Annotated in this window: 16 protein-coding genes and 2 pseudogenes; 5 read left to right on the plus strand and 13 right to left on the minus strand. The window is 68.7% G+C overall.

From position 1 onward, the window contains the following. Positions 1-71: 71 nt before the first annotated feature. Positions 72-1,148: an AAA family ATPase gene (locus ACFSKW_RS43555; RefSeq protein WP_379580359.1), complete on the plus strand. Its 1,077-nt coding sequence runs from the start codon at positions 72-74 to the stop codon at positions 1,146-1,148. Between the two features lie 70 nt (positions 1,149-1,218). Further along, on the plus strand, positions 1,219-1,629 hold the full coding sequence (locus ACFSKW_RS43560) for a hypothetical protein (protein ID WP_379580360.1): 411 nt from the start codon (positions 1,219-1,221) through the stop codon (positions 1,627-1,629). An 854-nt stretch (positions 1,630-2,483) separates the two neighbouring features. Here the strand turns inward: ACFSKW_RS43560 and ACFSKW_RS43565 are convergent. Both ACFSKW_RS43565 and ACFSKW_RS43570 read right to left on the minus strand, forming a co-directional pair. After that, positions 2,484-3,050, minus strand: coding sequence for a peroxiredoxin family protein (locus ACFSKW_RS43565; RefSeq protein ID WP_379580361.1), 567 nt, complete (start codon positions 3,048-3,050; stop codon positions 2,484-2,486). Then, the gene (locus ACFSKW_RS43570; protein WP_379580362.1) at positions 3,001-3,321 is read right to left on the minus strand and encodes a hypothetical protein; all 321 of its coding nucleotides are present in this window, start codon (positions 3,319-3,321) and stop codon (positions 3,001-3,003) included. The genes ACFSKW_RS43565 and ACFSKW_RS43570 overlap by 50 nt, the downstream gene beginning before the upstream one ends. Before the next feature lie 277 nt (positions 3,322-3,598). Here ACFSKW_RS43570 and ACFSKW_RS43575 point away from each other — a divergent pair. Then, a pseudogene (locus ACFSKW_RS43575) lies at positions 3,599-4,281 on the plus strand (transposase domain-containing protein); the annotation flags it as partial. A 4-nt stretch (positions 4,282-4,285) separates the two neighbouring features. Here the strand turns inward: ACFSKW_RS43575 and ACFSKW_RS43580 are convergent. The 4 genes from ACFSKW_RS43580 to ACFSKW_RS43595 are packed head-to-tail and all read right to left on the minus strand — an operon-like array spanning position 4,286 to position 5,893. Then, positions 4,286-4,840 carry a DinB family protein gene (locus tag ACFSKW_RS43580; RefSeq protein WP_379580363.1) on the minus strand — a complete coding sequence of 185 codons (555 nt, stop codon included), beginning with the start codon at positions 4,838-4,840 and terminating at the stop codon, positions 4,286-4,288. A gap of 1 nt (position 4,841) precedes the next feature. Beyond that, positions 4,842-5,432 carry a site-specific integrase gene (locus tag ACFSKW_RS43585; protein ID WP_379580364.1) on the minus strand — a complete coding sequence of 197 codons (591 nt, stop codon included), beginning with the start codon at positions 5,430-5,432 and terminating at the stop codon, positions 4,842-4,844. Next, positions 5,429-5,677: a hypothetical protein gene (locus ACFSKW_RS43590; RefSeq protein WP_379580365.1), complete on the minus strand. Its 249-nt coding sequence runs from the start codon at positions 5,675-5,677 to the stop codon at positions 5,429-5,431. Before ACFSKW_RS43590 ends, ACFSKW_RS43585 begins: the two co-directional genes overlap by 4 nt. Before the next feature lie 12 nt (positions 5,678-5,689). Continuing rightward, on the minus strand, positions 5,690-5,893 hold the full coding sequence (locus ACFSKW_RS43595) for a hypothetical protein (RefSeq protein ID WP_379580366.1): 204 nt from the start codon (positions 5,891-5,893) through the stop codon (positions 5,690-5,692). Between the two features lie 1,175 nt (positions 5,894-7,068). Here ACFSKW_RS43595 and rox point away from each other — a divergent pair. Continuing rightward, on the plus strand, positions 7,069-8,493 hold the full coding sequence (gene rox, locus ACFSKW_RS43600) for a rifampin monooxygenase (RefSeq protein WP_379580372.1): 1,425 nt from the start codon (positions 7,069-7,071) through the stop codon (positions 8,491-8,493). Between the two features lie 191 nt (positions 8,494-8,684). On the opposite strand, the gene ACFSKW_RS43605 is transcribed toward rox, so the two are convergent. Together ACFSKW_RS43605 and ACFSKW_RS43610 are read right to left on the minus strand one after the other, a co-directional pair. Then, a complete protein-coding gene (locus ACFSKW_RS43605) occupies positions 8,685-10,247 on the minus strand; it encodes an MFS transporter (protein WP_379580367.1) in 1,563 nt (520 codons plus the stop codon). After that, positions 10,244-10,885 carry a helix-turn-helix domain-containing protein gene (locus tag ACFSKW_RS43610; protein WP_379580368.1) on the minus strand — a complete coding sequence of 214 codons (642 nt, stop codon included), beginning with the start codon at positions 10,883-10,885 and terminating at the stop codon, positions 10,244-10,246. Before ACFSKW_RS43610 ends, ACFSKW_RS43605 begins: the two co-directional genes overlap by 4 nt. Before the next feature lie 496 nt (positions 10,886-11,381). Between ACFSKW_RS43610 and ACFSKW_RS43615 the strand changes: the two genes are divergently transcribed. Next, the gene (locus ACFSKW_RS43615; protein ID WP_379580369.1) at positions 11,382-12,188 is read left to right on the plus strand and encodes an LLM class flavin-dependent oxidoreductase; all 807 of its coding nucleotides are present in this window, start codon (positions 11,382-11,384) and stop codon (positions 12,186-12,188) included. Between the two features lie 583 nt (positions 12,189-12,771). Here ACFSKW_RS43615 and ACFSKW_RS43620 read toward each other — a convergent pair. The 5 genes and pseudogenes from ACFSKW_RS43620 to ACFSKW_RS43640 form a co-directional block, all read right to left on the minus strand. Further along, positions 12,772-12,963, minus strand: coding sequence for a hypothetical protein (locus ACFSKW_RS43620; protein WP_379580373.1), 192 nt, complete (start codon positions 12,961-12,963; stop codon positions 12,772-12,774). An 85-nt stretch (positions 12,964-13,048) separates the two neighbouring features. Continuing rightward, positions 13,049-13,318, minus strand: a complete 270-nt coding sequence (locus tag ACFSKW_RS43625) for a hypothetical protein (RefSeq protein ID WP_379580374.1) — start codon at positions 13,316-13,318, stop codon at positions 13,049-13,051. Next, positions 13,311-14,111: pseudogene (locus tag ACFSKW_RS43630) on the minus strand (LLM class flavin-dependent oxidoreductase); the annotation flags it as partial. The gene ACFSKW_RS43625 and the pseudogene ACFSKW_RS43630, both read right to left, overlap by 8 nt. 392 nt (positions 14,112-14,503) lie before the next feature. Further along, positions 14,504-14,857, minus strand: a complete 354-nt coding sequence (locus ACFSKW_RS43635; RefSeq protein WP_379580370.1) for a VOC family protein — start codon at positions 14,855-14,857, stop codon at positions 14,504-14,506. 137 nt (positions 14,858-14,994) lie between these two features. Then, positions 14,995-15,379 (minus strand): hypothetical protein (locus tag ACFSKW_RS43640; RefSeq protein WP_379580371.1); only part of this gene is annotated, 385 nt, incomplete at its 5' end.

Consider the following 15,379-nt stretch of genomic DNA (forward strand, 5'->3'; position numbering starts at 1 on the left):
GGAGCCCATCGCGCAGGCGAACCCTCTCAAGGCTCATGATCTCAACCTCGTACAGGCCCTAGCAGACGCGCGTGGTGTTCTCGAAGCGCGATGGCCAGGTACGGGCCGTTCTCGAAGCGGTCGGGGTGAGCTACGGCGACGCCTCTCGCCCGGCCAAGAAGGGCGCCTCAGCAGAAAGCCGCCAAGCCCGCGAGCGCGACGTCGCCGACGTCGACCTGCGCGCCGACTGGCACCGCCAGATCGACAACGCCGCCGCCGAGGGCGGCTTCGGCCAGGTGCTGGCCGAGCAGTGCCGTCACGGCCGTGCCGTCTTACCCGAGCGGCCCAGCGCGGCGGAGATCGCCGCCTGGATCTGGCGGGACGAGTACGGCCTGATCGCGCACGCCAAGGTCGTCACCCGCGCCGACGTGCTCGCGGCCGTCATCGACGCCTGCCCCGACGGGATCGAGGACCTGGCCGAGGCCGAGGCGCTCACCGACGAGGCCCTGCAGTACGGCCCCGCCGTACGACTGCCCGCCTCAGGGGCCAGCCATCTGTCCAACAGCGACCGCTACACCTCCGAGGACATCCTGCAGGCCGAGCGGACCCTGCTGCAGATCACGCGCGAGCGCTACGACCAGCAGGTCGCCGTCGTCGATCCCGACGTCGCCCGGCTGGCCATCGACACCTACGAGGTCAGCCACGACCTGACCTTCAGCGCCGAGCAGCGGCGGGTGCTGGAGCGGCTGCTGAGCGCCGGGCACGGCGTCGACGCCGTCATCGGCGTGGCCGGATCGGGCAAGACCACGATGATGGCGGCCGCCCGCACCGCGTGGGAAGGGCAGGGCATGGTCGTCGCGGGTGCCGCCACCGCCGCGGTGGCCGCCGCCAACCTGCAGGCCGAGGCCGGCATTCCGTCGTCGACCATCGCCACCTGGCTGCTGCGCATCGAGGGTGGCCGCGGCCTTTCCGGGGTCGACGTGCTGGTGGTGGATGAGGCCTCCATGGTCGACGACCGGCAGATGGCAGCCCTGCTGGCCGAGTCGGCGCGGACCGGCACCAAGATCGTGCCGATCGGCGACCCGCTGCAGCTGCGCGCCGCCGGAGTCGGCGGCGGCTTCGCCGCCATCCACCGGCAGGTCGCCGGACCAGAACCGCCGTCAGCGTGACCCGCTGGAACGCAAGGCGCTGGAGATCCGGCGCGCCGGCGGCGAGAGCGAGCGGCCGCAGGACCGGGAGTTGCAGCGGCAGGCGCTACGCCTGTGGGGTCAGGGCGAGCGTGTCCGAGCCGGGCAGGGCGCCGAGGACACCATGGCCCAGCTGCTGGCCGACTGGCTGAGCGCGCGCGAGCCGTACCGCGCCGCAGGCACGCCCGAGGCTGTCCACGACGAGCTCGCCCAGGTCCTGGTGCTGGCCGGGACGAACGCGGCCGTCGACCGGCTCAACGCCGTGGCGCGTCAGCTGCGCCGCGAGCGCGGCGAGCTGGAGGGTCCCGACCGGCACTACCGGCTGCCGGGCGGGCGCACGATCGCGCTGGCGGTCGGCGACCATGTCCGGGTCCGGAAGAACGACTACCGCGCCCGCCGCGGCGACGGCTCCGTCAACGTGCTCAACGGCTACCGCGGGCACATCACCGCGATCGGCGGGTAGAGGTCGAGTGGCGGCAGGTCAGGCCCGACGGGCCGACCGTCGTGCGGGAGTGGATCACCCCCGACTACATCGCCGGCGGCGGACCGTCGCACGGCACGGCGATGACCATGGCGGCCGCCGAGGGCCTGACCGCCGACCACGCTCTGATCTACGGGATGGGCTTGGACCCGCGCACCCTGCATGCGGCGATGACCCGTGACCGGGAGACCGCCCGCCTGTACCTGCCGCGCGAGCTGCTGGAGACCGACGCCGACCGCGCCCGTCACGGCCGGGTCCGCGGCGAGGCCGACGCGCTGCAGCGTGCCCTGGCCGCCTACGCCGCCACCCTGGACAGCGACCGCGTCGACCGGCTGCTCACCCCGGAGCCGGAGCCGATCGCGCAGGAGGACCAGGACGCCCGCCCACCGGACCCTGCCGCGATCGAACGCGCCGCCGACGGCCGGCGAGAAGATCGCCGCCGCGCCGGGCGCCGGCATGCCGAGCGCGGGCGCGGCGGCCGCGAGAGGGAGAGCCGAGAGGCAGCCGCAGCCTCGCTGGACGAGGCCCGCGCCGCCATCCAACTGGCCAGCGCCCGCCTGTCCCTGTCCCGTAGCGCCTACGGCGTCGGCCTGCTCACCGACAAGCTGCTCACCGAGCGGATCAACGCTCTGACCGAGCACCACGCGCAACACGATCGTGCTCACCTCCGAGCGCTCGGCCGTCCCCGGCGTCACCAACACCGGTGTTGGCGAAGGCCAGCGAGTCGAGGACCTCCTATAACCGCCCCCATCGCGCCTGGGAGGATTCGAAGCGGGCAACGCCCTCAGAGCCTGCTGACGAAGGGCTTCGGCGTCCGGTCCAGGTTCTCTTCTAGATCATGCGTGAGCGCGGAGACCCTGGACAGCGGCCATGATCCCTTTCTTGTCATAGCTGCTGGTGGGCATGGTGGCGCCGTGAGCATGGCGGATGATGCCCTGGGAATCGATGAGGATGTCGCCTGACTGCTGCATCGAGCCGAAAACCTTTCTGCTCAGGCCGATCATCTCGTGCGGGGTGCCGCGCCGCCCTGTGAGGACGGGGAACGGGACCTGGCGCTTGGCCTTCCACGCGGCCGCTTCTTGGCGGTCCTCAGGAACTGCGACGAACACCTGGACGTTGTCAGCCGCGAGCTCGTCGCGGCACCGGATGAGATCTTGGACGTGCCTGTTGCAGATCGGGCACGACGTCGACCGCATGAAATAGATCAGCACGGCATGACTGCCCCGGTAGTCGGACAGGTGGACGGTCCGGCCGTCGGTGTCCTCCAGCACTACGTCGGGCGCGGGCGATCCGGTTGTGAGCATGATGGAACTCCTCTTCGAACTCGGGTTGTGGAAATGCGGTCGGCTCAGGTCAGGCGCTGGTGGTTTCGGGGTCCTGCGGACGCCGGTTGGGCTGGTCATGCCGCCCGAGCTGTGCCGGAGCCTGTTGCGGGTCCGTGTAGCTGGGATCCATCGCGGCGTTGTTCAAGCCGAGTGCCTCCGCGGTCCTCGGGTAGCCCACGCGAGAATGGGCACCACAGATCACCGCTGCGATCGACTCGCGACCACCAGCCTGCGCGGCCTCAACGAGCTGCGCGCTCGCCCACGAGCCGTCAGCCACGTCCACGCCCTTGCGGTCGGAACGAGGTCGTGAAAGTACCCGCTGGACAGCCGACATCACAACGTCATCCATACTCATCTCCTTCCGGTGTGGCCATCACCGCATAAGAGGCCACCACATCGCGAAAGGATTCACCGCTATCCGAGCCAACCTCGCCGGGCGCACGCCGAGCAGTCCTCCGGAGGAGGAGGGGGCTTCCACCAAGGCCGGGTAGTTAAGGTGCTCGTGGCGCCGTTAGGCACGTGAGTTCCCGGGACGTGGGAACGGAGATCCAGTAGACAGATGATCTTCCACAACCATCCGTCGAAGAACTGGATCTCCGTTGATCGCCGAGTCTGCCTGGTCTGCTGTGTCCAGCGCTATCGAGACGGGCCATTCGCCCCGCCCAGCGGATGAGGGGGTATTCGCACCTGGGCATCTGGGTGAGCTGACCGCGCTCCTGCCGTTCGAGCTTGTAGATGCGGTCCTTCACGAGACGCGCAAGATGCATCGCCGAGCGCCGGCTGCGTGATCCGCCTTCGCGTGTCGGGGTCTACTTCCTGCTGGCGATGTGCCTGTTCCCGGAAGTCGGCTACCTGCTGGTGTGGCAGAAGCTGACGGCCTCGCTGAGCGCACTGCCGGTCGTGACGCCCACCGCCAAAGCCCTGCGCGACCTGCGCCGCAGGGTCGGCAGTGCGCCGATGCGCAGCTTGTTTGAGGCGCTTTGTGGGCCGCTGGCTCAGCCCCGAACTCCCGGAGTGCGGTTCGGGCCCTACCGCACGGTCTCCTTCGACGGCTGCAGCTCGCTCAAGGCCCCCGACACCGCTCGTAACCGGGCCTGGCTGGGCAGTCCGGGCCACGGCGGCTACCCCCTGGGTGGAGCTGATGACGCTCGTTGAGACCGGAACACGGGCCCTGATCGGCGCGGTCTTCGGCCCCACCGGCGAAGGCGAGACCGGCTATGCCAGGCGCCTGCTGCACCTACTGAAGCCGGACATGCTCGCGTTATGGGACAAGGGCTTCGACGGCAACGCCTTCCTCGCCCAGGTCGCAGAAATCAGACGCCTTCGCGCAGGTACAGGTCGCGCAGCAGGCCGATTTCGCCGCCGTGATGTGTGACCTCTTTCAGAGCGTGCAGCGCGAGCTTCAGATAGGTCTCATCGGCCCAACCGCCGGGGCCCATGCCTATCGGCGCCAGCAGGCGCTTGTCGCCGAGGGCTGCGATACGGGAGATGAAGTGCTCCCAGTCCTCGGCCAGCGCCTGGACGCCATCCTTCGCGGTGCCCGGCCACTCGTGGCGGTCGCCGAGCTCGGGGACGTCCTCGAAGCAGTAGATCACGTAGCCGCGCAGGCAGAGGTTGCCGATGTGCCAGATGCGCCAGGCGATTGTCGTGACGGGGTCCGGTTCCTCCGGACCCGATTCCGGAAATAGCGTGGCGACGCGGAAGACACCGTCGTCGCCGGGGCGGATGCTGATGCAGTCGCTGACCGGCTCCCAGTGATACTCGGCGTCGGTCAGGCCCTCTAAGCGCCCGAACAGCCGGGATCGCACGCCTTCAAAGGTCGCGAGAACGTCGCGGGTGACGGGGTCGGTCACGATCATGTCAGCCATGTCAGCTCCAGGGCTCGGTGGTTTCGGGTCGGTCGGGATGATCAGGATCGACGGGTCGGCCGGCTCGGTTACGTGCCGCCGCTTCGGCGTGTGTCGCCGGGTGCAAGCAGGCTGGTGAGTTCGGCGATGGCGTCCGGCGACGGCTTGAAGTAGCGGCGGACGTTCTCCGCCTTCTGTGCCCCGACTTGGCCATCAACATCAGCAGGCGCGCCCCCTGCTCCTCGAGGTGGGTCAGCCCGGAGTGCCGGAACTCGTGCAGATCCCAGCCTGTGCCCGCCCCGTGCAGCGCGGTGTGCTCGTCCAGCAGGGCGCTGGCCTGGCCGTACGACAGCCGGGCCAGCCCGGAATCCGGGCACACGTCCCGCGACGAGACGACCTTGCCCGGCCCGGGGCGGCGGTGAGTGACGAACACCGGGCCGCGGGTGCGGTTCTTCAGTAGCCGCGGCAGCAGCCGGGCGGTGCCGGCGCCCCAGTACACGGGCTCCAGTACGAAATCCTCGCGGGCCTGGCCGCGGCGGCGGGCCTTGGACTGCGCGCCTTTGGCCTTCACCAGCGCGCGGCGGCCAGCGAAGTCGAGGTCCTCGATGTTCACGGCAGGATCTCCTCCGCCCGCGCCACGGTCTCGTACAGCATCCGGTAGAAGCACTTCTCCCGCAGGTGCACCTCGCGGCGGGAGATCAGTCGGTCGATCGCCATCTTCGAGCGCGCCGGCGTCTCGGAGTCCGGCGGGGTCAAGCGCTTGGCCCAGGCCGGCACCTCCGGGCCGTCGAAGCCGCGCTCGGCGCACCAGGCGAGCCAGGACAGCACCGCCGCCCGGCGGGCGTTCCAGGTGTTCACCGCCGTCGAGCCTCACAGCGCTTCGAGGGCCTCGCCGATCTCGTCGTCCGCGAAATGCCCGAGCGGCCGGCTCTCGCCGACCCGTTCGGCGGTCTTGCCGACCCCGATCGCGTAGTTCCGCACCGTGTTCGGGTTGCCGAGGACGTCGAGGAAGGCGTCCGCGGCGCCGCGGACGGTGAGCGCGTTCCCGGCGGGCAGCTGCGCGACGGTGGCCACCGCTTCCCCCTTGCCACAGATAACAGGGCCGCTTCGCGTAGCGGCCCGGAACCGTCGCCGCAGGTCGCGATCAACGATCGCCCCAGATAATAGGGCATTATCTGTGGGATGACTTCAAGATCGCCCCGCGCCCGACGTCCCGTCAGGCGCCCACCAGGGCCGACAGATGCTTAGCGCCGGTTTTCGTTCCGATGTTCCTCAACCCCGGTTCCGCGGCTCAGTGAACAATTCCGCGCAACCTGAACAGCATCGGCCACGTGGTGTCCAACCTTGATCATTCATGGGGTGGACGGGTTGCCCTATCGGGGCGGTTGATTGGTCTCTGAGGGACCTTGGTGATCCTGTTGCCGGGGTGTGAGGAGCGCCGGTTCCCCGGCTGTCGTGCGGGGCGGGCGCCGGTTCCACGGGCCGGTCGGGGTTCCTTCGGGGTGTGGGGTCGGTACGGCTGAGCTAGCCGGTGGGTCGAGGGTGAGGCCGAGCTCGATGCAGGTGGCGAGTTGGGGGGCCCAGGGCCAGGTTTCGGGGATGCGGATCTCGCGTTCGCGTTGGCCGCGCAGGGCAGAGTCCTGTGGCTGCTCGGGCTCGGTATGGCCGCATGCGACCTCACGGGTGCCCGGCTCGGCGTTCACTTCGCGCTCAAACGCGGAAGTCGATTCATTCGGGTCGTCTTGCGGTGCGTCGTCATCGCGCTGGTCGTCAAGCTCGCCTGCGACCGGTTGGCGTAGTGGCCACGAGCGAACCTCAGCAGGGCAGCGCCTACCGACATCCGGTCCGCCTCGGGGGCAGCCAGGATCAGACCGTCGGCCGTGACCAGGACCAGCCGGGCCGCCACGCCGGATTCGCCCTGCGACCGCACGGGCCCGTTGGGAGTCGTGATCACGTGGCTGGAAAAGGATTGGACGGGATGATGCTCGGGCTTGTAGCTTGCGGCTGACCGTGACACCGCCCGAGGAGGTGAGACCCATGAACGCTGTATCGATGTGGGTGCTCCCCCTTCCCGTCACGGCCGGGCGATTGACGTAGGTGTCGCCGGGAGCGCCTCGCCAACAAGGCACTCCCGAAAGGCAACACCTATGCACTCTCAGTTCACCGCCGAGCCGTCGTCGAACGACACCGTCGAGCGCGACGTTCCCGGGCTCTGGTCGCCGGCCTCCGGCGCCGATCACGTGCCCCTCATGTTCGACGTGATCATTGCTGGATGCGGGCCGACTGGTGCGATGCTGGCCGCCGAACTGCGGCTGCACGACGTGCGGGTACTCGTTCTGGAGAAGGAAACCGAGCCCGCGTCGTTCGTCCGCATAGTCGGTCTGCATATTCGCAGTCTCGAGCTGATGGCGATGCGCGGACTGCTGGATCGCATTCTCCAGCATGGAAGACAGCGTCCGGCCGGCGGTTTCTTCGCCGCCATCGCCAAGCCCGCGCCCAAGGGCCTGGATTCCGCGTACGCCTATCTGCTGGGTGTCCCGCAGCCGGTCATCGAACATCTGCTAGCAGAACATGCGATCGAACTGGGTGCGCAGGTCCGGCGCGGTTGTGCGGTCACCGGTTTCGAGCAGGACGACGAGGGTGTGACCGTCGAGCTGGCCGACGGGGAACAGCTGCGTTCGCGCTATCTCGTCGGCTGTGACGGCGGGCGCAGTACGGTGCGCAAACGGCTCGGCGTCGGCTTCCCCGGCGAGCCCTCGCGGACCGACACGCTGATGGGCGAGATGGAAGTGGGCGTACCGCAGGAGGAGATCGCCGCCAGGATGACCGAAATCCGCGAAACCCATCAGCGATTCTGGCTCCGGCCTTTCGGCGAAGGGGTCTATAGCGTCGTGGTCCCCGCCGCGGGAGTCAGCGACCGCTCGGAACCGCCCACCCTCGAGGATTTCAAACAACAGTTGCGCGCCATCGCCGGAACCGATTTCGGCGTGCACTCCCCGCGCTGGTTGTCCCGCTTCGGGGATGCCACCCGGCTGGCCGAACGTTATCGGGTCGGGCGGGTGCTGCTGGCCGGCGATGCGGCACACATTCATCCACCCATCGGCGGACAGGGCCTCAATCTGGGCGTTCAGGACGCATTCAACCTCGGCTGGAAACTGGCCGCACAGGTCCGCGGCTGGGCCCCGGAAGCACTGCTGGACACCTATCAGGCCGAACGTCATCCGGTCGCCGAGGACGTGCTGGACAACACCCGCGCCCAGATGGAACTGCTGTCCACCGAACCGGGCCCGCAGGCCGTACGCAGGCTGCTCACCGAACTGATGGACTTCGACGAGGTGAACCACTATCTGATCGAGAAGATCACCGCGATCGGCATCCGCTACGACTTCGGCGAAGGCCCCGACCTGCTCGGCCGCCGCCTGCGCGACATCGACGTGAAACAGGGCCACCTCTACGGTCTGCTGCATCGCGGCCGCGGCCTGCTTCTGGACCGCACCGAACGCCTGACCGTCGGCGGCTGGTCAGACCGGGTCGATTACCTCGCGGATCCCACTGCGGAACTGGATGTTTCGTGCGTCCTGCTACGTCCCGACGGCCACGTCGCCTGGATCGGCGACGATCAGGAGGATCTGGACGACCACCTCTCCCGCTGGTTCGGCAAGCCCGCCGACTGATTTCGCCCGAGCAACCGAAAAGGCCCGTGAGGATGATCGGAACGGCCAGTAGCTACTGACCGTCGGAAGGCTGGAGGCAGCATCAGCCGTGGTGCTCTGGCGCCAGGGTCGGCCTGCGAGGAGGGTTAGCCTCCGAGTGACGACCGGAAGACGGCGGCAGAGCACCGCGGGATGGATCGGCGCAGGCGTTGTCATGAGCCCCAAACGAACGGTGATCGCGAGACCAACGACTTGAGCGGGAGTCGTCGAGTGCGAGCCCCGTTAGTCCCTCGTGGACCGGCCTCCGGTGCTTGGTGGATCGGACCGGATTTTGGCGCTACGACCGACCGCTGTCGGCCGCTGCTCGGGCAGCTGCGATCGGAGGAATGCAGCTCTGCGCCGCCGTCAGTCAGAAGCGGGGCGGAGCATCCGCGCTCGAAGAGGGCGACACCGTGGTGTGCCGCGCTGTCGTCGTTGACAGTCGTGGCGGTCGCAGGAGTCGGTTTGCCGCGCTGGATCCATAGGAGGGCTCCTGTCAGCAATACGGCTCCTCCCAGCAACCAAGGAATCGGGCCGGGCGGCAGGACACCCACGAATAGGCCAGTGAGGGCGCCGACGAGTTGCAGGGCAAGAGACTGGACGGATAAGGCGGTAGCGCGCCCCGCACTAGTGACCCGGCGGTGCAGGAGGTCGTTCTCGCTCGGGCCCGCAGAGCCGAGTCCGAGGTAAACCAGGCCGTAGCCGGTGGCCGCGAGGGCTGTCGCGGGTGCTCCGGTGGATGCTGCGGTGGCGCCGAGGAGTAGCAGTCCGCCGGTGCTGGTCCCAAGGCTTGCCAGGACCGCGCGCTCGCCGCTGCCTGCCAGGCGTGCGATGAGCGGTGCGAGGTGGCTCCCGAGGCCTGAGCAGAGGAAACCGGCACAAGCAAGCGAGGCGAAGACCACCGCGCCAGACTCGGATGCGCCGGTCAGGGTCGCGGCGCGGCCCGGTGTGAGCAGTTCGATGGCGGCCAGGGCACTGCCGGCGGCTGCCGCGCTGAGGAGGATACGGCGGACCATCGCGTCGCGTCCGCCCAGGCGCAGTCCACTTGCGATGGTGGCAGGGATGCCTTGTAGAACGCCGCGCAGGGTGGCCGCCTTCCGGGGTGGCTCGCGCAGGGCTGTCCTGACGTACAGCACGAAGGCGATCTCGATGGCGGCGGCCGACAGCAGCGGGACCGAGAGAGGAAGAATCAGGCCGGAGGTTGCTTCGCTCAGTCGCGTACCCACGTCCGGGCCGGTTGCCAGCAGCCAGGGCACGGCACCGCCGAGCAGGGTGCCGGTGGCCAGCGCCGCCGATGTTGCGGACTTCCCTCGGGCCAGACCGGGGCGCAGGTCGGCGTCAGGGCCGGAGCGCGCATGGACGATGTCGACGTACCAGGCCTCGGCCGGCCCGCTGGACAGGGCTCGGCCCGCTCCCATGAGGGTCATACCGAAGGTGAGCACCCAGGGTGTGGTGCCCAGACCCAGAAGGATGAAAGCGGTCAGGTTCAGCAGACCGGCGGCGGCCAGGACGGTTCGGCGTCCGAGGACGTCGGACAGCCCTCCTGTGGGCAGCTCCAGCGCGGCGGCGGTGAGAGAGTGCGCTGCGAAGAAGCCCGCGATGGCGGCGAGGGACATGCCACGTTCGGTGAAGAGCAGGATCAGGGGCGCGATGGTCAGCCCGGCTGGCAGCCAGAAGAGCACGCAGGCTGTGACATAGCGGCGACGTGTGGCGCATATGTTCAGCGGCTCGGTCACGATGCGTTCTCGCCCGTAGAAACGGGAACGGAGGCGTCCGGATCAAGGTCGGGATCGTGCGGTGCGAGGGGCAGCCCGGCGATGAGGAAGACGACCTGCGCGACGCGTGGATCGCCCGCGTCTCGGGTGGTCAGTTCCTCCACTTTCCGATCGAGCACCTGCCGCAGTTCGGTGAGAGACTCGGGGGTCAGCCGGAGCAGCAGGTCGGATATGTCCGATGGTTCCAGCCACTCTTGGCCGAGCCGCCCGCCGGCGATGTCGGCCTCATGCTGGACGAGAGACGCCTCCAGGTGCTCGATCTGGCGCCTGCGTGCGAAGCTGACGAAGGCGCGGCTTTCGGGTGCGGCGTCCATCGCCTTGTTGCTCCAGGACGTCACCAGGTGCACCGCCTGCCAGCGGCGCTCTCGCCTGTCGCGGTGCTCGGCCTCGGCGACGAACGCATATTTCGCCAGAACCCGCAGGTGGTAGCTGGTGGAAGCGGATGTCTGCCCGGTCCTGGCCGCGAGTTCGCTCGCGCTGGCAGGTCCGTCTTGTCGCAACAATCCGAGCAGCCGGATGCGCAAGGGGTGCGTGAGTGCCTTCAGCGCGGCGGCATCCTGCTCAGGGTCGAGAACGCGCTTGTGCTCGTCACTGACCATGGCCAAAGAGTAGATCCACGACCGGCGCGAAAGTGGGGCGACGACGTCGGTTGAGTCGGAAGGTGGGCTTTGGACAGAGGTTTCTGGGACGGTGTTGTCGCTGGTGGCTACGGGGTCCGGAAGGGCAGACGTTTCTGGACACCGCTGGGAGCTCGGCTGATGACCGTCTGGGCGTATGCACGAGTCTCGACGCGTGACCAGACCCCGCAGCTCCAGCTCGACTACGCCACGACCCAGGTCAGCCTGTAGTACCTCATCGCGATCGCGCCCCTGCCCGCTACGGGTCTCGCTCGGCCTGCTGTTGTACGGCGGCTGCCTGACTCCATGCCTCCTACGCGGCGCGGTTGGCCTCGGCGACAGCAGCGTCGGCCTGCTCGCGGGTCTGCCGGATCTGCTCTACCGCTTCCTCTTGGGCGGCGCTCACCCGCTCGTCGGAGCCGCGCCGCGCGATCGCGGCACCCCCAGAACTGTCGGTGCCGGGTGCTTGGGTGGGGGCATGCGTTACGGCATCGACGTCGCGATCCTCGGTGACCTCGCGGAGCCGGCACACCTGGTCACCCTCGCCCGGGAGGCCGAGGCCGCCGGGTGGGACGCCGTGCTGGTGTGGGACCACTTGGCCTTCACCTGGGGCATGCCATCGGCCGACCCGTGGGTGACGCTGGCTGCGGCGGCGCAGGCGACCTCGCACATCAGGCTGGGCACGGCGGTGACGGCCGTGGCCCGGCACCGCCCGGAAAGGCTGGCCCAGACGGTGGCGACGCTCGACAGGCTGAGCGGCGGTCGCGCGATCCTGGGCGCCGGGCTGGGCGGCGTGAGGCAGGAGTTCACCGCCTTCGGCTCAACGCGTCCCGGCGGGGTCGTGCTCGATGAGGCACTCGACGTGATGGTCTCGCTCTGGTCCGGCGAGGAGGTGCATCACCGGGGCGCTCATTACACCGTCGACGGGGTGCGGCTCGCGCCGCTGCCCCTCCAGCGGCCCCGGGTGCCGGTGTGGGTAGGCGGCACGGCTCCGGGTGCCCTTCGGCGTGCCGCCCGCTGGGACGGCTGGATCGTCGTCGGCGACGACCGGGAGGGCCGCATGACGCTTTCACCCGACTCCATGGCCGCCCAGGTCAGTGAGCTGCGCCGGCACCGGGCAAACGCGGGCGACCTCGACGTGGCGGTCATCGGGGTGAGCGAGCCAGGCTCGTCGGTCCGGGCCTACGCCGACGCGGGCGCCACGTGGTGGCTGGAGCACCTCCACAGCTACCGGGGGTCGATGGAACGACTGGTGCGGCGCGTCAAGGCGGGCCCGCCCGTGTGAAGCATCTGCGGTGCGCGCGTGGCTCAGGACAGCTCGACGCACAGGCTCACAGCGTCCCGGCGTGCCAAGGCGGCCTGCGAGATCGCCTCGGCGGCCAGGTCGACTAAAGCTGCTCTCACCAGCGGCTCAGCTCCTCACCGCCTTCTCGGCGGTGGCAGGCGATCGTCTGTCGCGTCTCGCCCGAGTCGACGTATCTGGGATGCGTCATCCCAGCGCACCGGAAGAGACCACAACCGTGGTGGTCATGCGTCAACCGAATGCCCCTACGCGCCCGGCGCCTTCTGACAACACCATCTCGCCACTCTGCGCGAGCTGCTGGGCAGCTTCGCGGCGCTCGGCCGACCAGACGATGTCGCCGCCGGACACGCCTAACTCGACCTCATGAGGGACACCCTCGACTGACGTCGCCCGCATCATCCGAGTGCGCGGCCAGACGGCTGCGTGCTCGCGCACCCCAGGGGACAACTCCGCGTTCCAGACACAGCGAGTATTCGGCCCAGGTGGTCACCAAGAGTTCCAGGGACTGAGCTCCCAGATCGGGGGTCCTGGGGTCAGCCGCAGCAGCGCGACCAGCCTCCTTGCCTTACGTGCCTGACAGAGCTTCAAGCGGCTGATTCCCCGGCTCGATACCCACCACGAGGTAGGCCCGGCCCTCGGCGTAGGCGGCGGCGATGTCGGGCATGCGGTTGGCGAACCCGACGATGGCTCGGGCGATGTGATGCCAGCCGGTCTTCTTGTCCAGCTCCAGCGTCGACTTCCACTCCAGCCCAGACACTCTCGTCGGCCGGGCCGGCCCCATGGACCGCTTCGGCCAGGGCGACGAGCGCTGTCGGGCGTACCGGAGCGGTCTTCACCTCCGCTCAGGTGAGGAGTTTCGCGAACTGGGCCATCTCGGTGGGTGGGTCGATCACCGGCTGGATGAGCAGCTCGTCGATACCGGCCTGTTCCAGGGAGGCGATGCGGGCGCGGAGGTCGTCGCGGGTGCCGACCAGGGCCAGGGTGTTCATCAGCGAGGGCAGGATCAGGTCCCGATCCTCGGGCGCGATGCGTCCGAGGTAGTTGGGGTAGAGCTTGGTGTGCCGGTCGGGTGCGGTGGCGGTGGTGCCGCGCCGATCGAGAAGCCGCCGCACCGCCTCGCGTTCCTCGGGGCCGAGTTGCTCGGAAGGCGCGCGCGTCGCCGGCGGTGTCGGCGGCGAAGGCCAGTAGCGACAGGACGATATGGCCGGTCGCGTCACGGGCCGCTTCGCCGTGGGGGTCCTCGTCCTCGTCGAGTATGTGCAGCGCGGTGACCAGGTAGGAGTCCGTGCGGGAGCCGGGGTCGCGGGGTGTGCCGTGGGCGGCTTGCCGGCGGGCGTCGTGCAGTGCGTGCCAGGCGGTGGGGTCCAGCAGGCCGAAGGAGATCAGGCCGGTGCCACGGCGGCCGGCGACGGCGGCGGCCTTCGGCCCGAGCGCTGCCGCGACGAACTCGACCGGGTCGGCCGTGTTCACGTGCGCCCCGGTGTGCAGGAACCGGACGTCGCGGACCCGGTCACCTTCCCGGTACTCGATGGTGCGTCCGGCGCACAGGTCCTGCAGTGCGGCGGTGAAGTTCTCCACCATGGCCGCCGTGGTCGGCCGCATGCCCAGCGTGCGCCGGGCGGTGTTCCCGGTGCCGACGCCGCAGATGATCCGGCCCGGCGCCAGGGCGTTGAGGCTGGCGAACCCGCTCGCGGCGGCCGGCGCCGAGCGCAGCGCCGGTGAGGTCACGCCGATGCCGAGCCTGATGCGGCTGGTGGCCTTCGCACACAGTCCCAGGGCGACGAAGGGGTCGCCGTGGACCATCGGGGTGTCGTTCACCCAGAAACTGTGCAGGCCCAACTCCTCGGCCTGCACGGCGAGATCCTCCACACCGGGGTGTGCGGTGACCACGACGCCTGCACGCATCAAAACCTCCAAGGCGCAAAGGATCGACTCGAACGTATTCAGCCTGACATCAGACGGTGGATCGAGCACGTCGAAGTCGATGGCACAGTCGGCGCCGAGCGGTTGCGCGTGTTGTCCGACGGCATCGAAGGCGGAATCCGACAACCGACCCTGAACACCGACACGAGCACCGACAACAACACGCGGACACCGACAGCTTCATCTGCAACCGACAGGACTTGTCGGTTCTCAATCAAGCTGATCCATGGCAGAGCGCCGACCTGCGGTGGAGCAGATGAAATGCAACGTCAAGAGGCCTGGGCGTCCCAACGAATCTGCGCTGTTTCCGCCGCCATGAGTGCCGGGCCACCTCCGTCGTCCTGGTCGGCTCCGGCGCCGGCGGTTGTCCGTTCTTAGGAGAGCGGTTCGAGGAACTCCAGACGGTTGCCGTGGGGGTCTTCGCTGTAAAAGCGACGCATCCCAGGAAAGTCGTCGTCGAAGGCAACGGGGTATCCGGCCTCGCCCAGCCGCCGGGCCCAGTCGTCGAGGTCACGGACCAGGATGCCAGGGTGCGCCTTCCGCGCCGGCCGGAAGTCGGTCTCAACGCCGAGGTGCAACTCGATGCCGTGGCCACGGAACCAGCAGCCGCCACGGGCGGCGAGGACGGGAGGCTTGGGAATCTCGGCCAAGCCGAGCACACCCGCGTAGAACTCCCGCAGGACGGGCTCGCTGCCAGGTGGGCAGGCCAGCTGGACGTGATGCAGCATCCACGACTCCTCATAAATATCTTGATATGAAGATATATCTATCACTCTCATGGCGACGAGAGTGGATCACCTGGCGGATCGGATGCGTGGGAACGGACCGGGTGGCCTGAAGATCGACACCCGCGCAGGCGTCTCTGTCAGGATTGGTTGATCCATGGTGGGAAGCTGGCCTGCGGTGGATCAATCGGCTGGGCTTCGAGCTGGGAGTTCTCGTCCTCCATCTGATCCTTTTCCTTGGGAAGGTGTCGCCAGGCACGTCCGCGAGCGTAGATCGCGATGTTGTCGATACTGAGGCTGGACGGGCGGGTGATGCCAAGCCGTCGCTGGAGCTCGTCCTCGAAGTCGTGGGCGTGGGGACGTTCGGGGCCGACGCTGTCCCAGCCTGATCGGTTCTCAGGATCAAAGCCAGGTTGGGGGAGGGAGCCGCCGCGCGGCACGGGTCCAATAAGACCGTGTCTTGATTGGTGATCGCTCGTTAGATCGATCATGGAAGCATTCCTGGATCGGCTGGTTCCCGACGAG

This window comes from Nonomuraea mangrovi (assembly GCF_042681425.1).
In the GTDB taxonomy this organism is placed as follows: domain Bacteria; phylum Actinomycetota; class Actinomycetes; order Streptosporangiales; family Streptosporangiaceae; genus Nonomuraea; species Nonomuraea mangrovi.

Coding starts and splice junctions, on each gene's coding strand:
- ACFSKW_RS43635 (WP_379580370.1), bottom strand. CDS start 14,857: ATGCTGCATCACGTCCAGCTGGCCTGCCCACCTGGCAGCGAGCCCGTC.
- ACFSKW_RS43565 (WP_379580361.1), bottom strand. CDS start 3,050: ATGACCAGCCCAACCGGCGTCCGCAGGACCCCGAAACCACCAGCGCCT.
- ACFSKW_RS43610 (WP_379580368.1), bottom strand. CDS start 10,885: ATGGTCAGTGACGAGCACAAGCGCGTTCTCGACCCTGAGCAGGATGCC.
- ACFSKW_RS43570 (WP_379580362.1), bottom strand. CDS start 3,321: ATGGATGACGTTGTGATGTCGGCTGTCCAGCGGGTACTTTCACGACCT.
- ACFSKW_RS43580 (WP_379580363.1), bottom strand. CDS start 4,840: ATGGCTGACATGATCGTGACCGACCCCGTCACCCGCGACGTTCTCGCG.
- rox (WP_379580372.1), top strand. CDS start 7,069: ATGTTCGACGTGATCATTGCTGGATGCGGGCCGACTGGTGCGATGCTG.
- ACFSKW_RS43615 (WP_379580369.1), top strand. CDS start 11,382: ATGCGTTACGGCATCGACGTCGCGATCCTCGGTGACCTCGCGGAGCCG.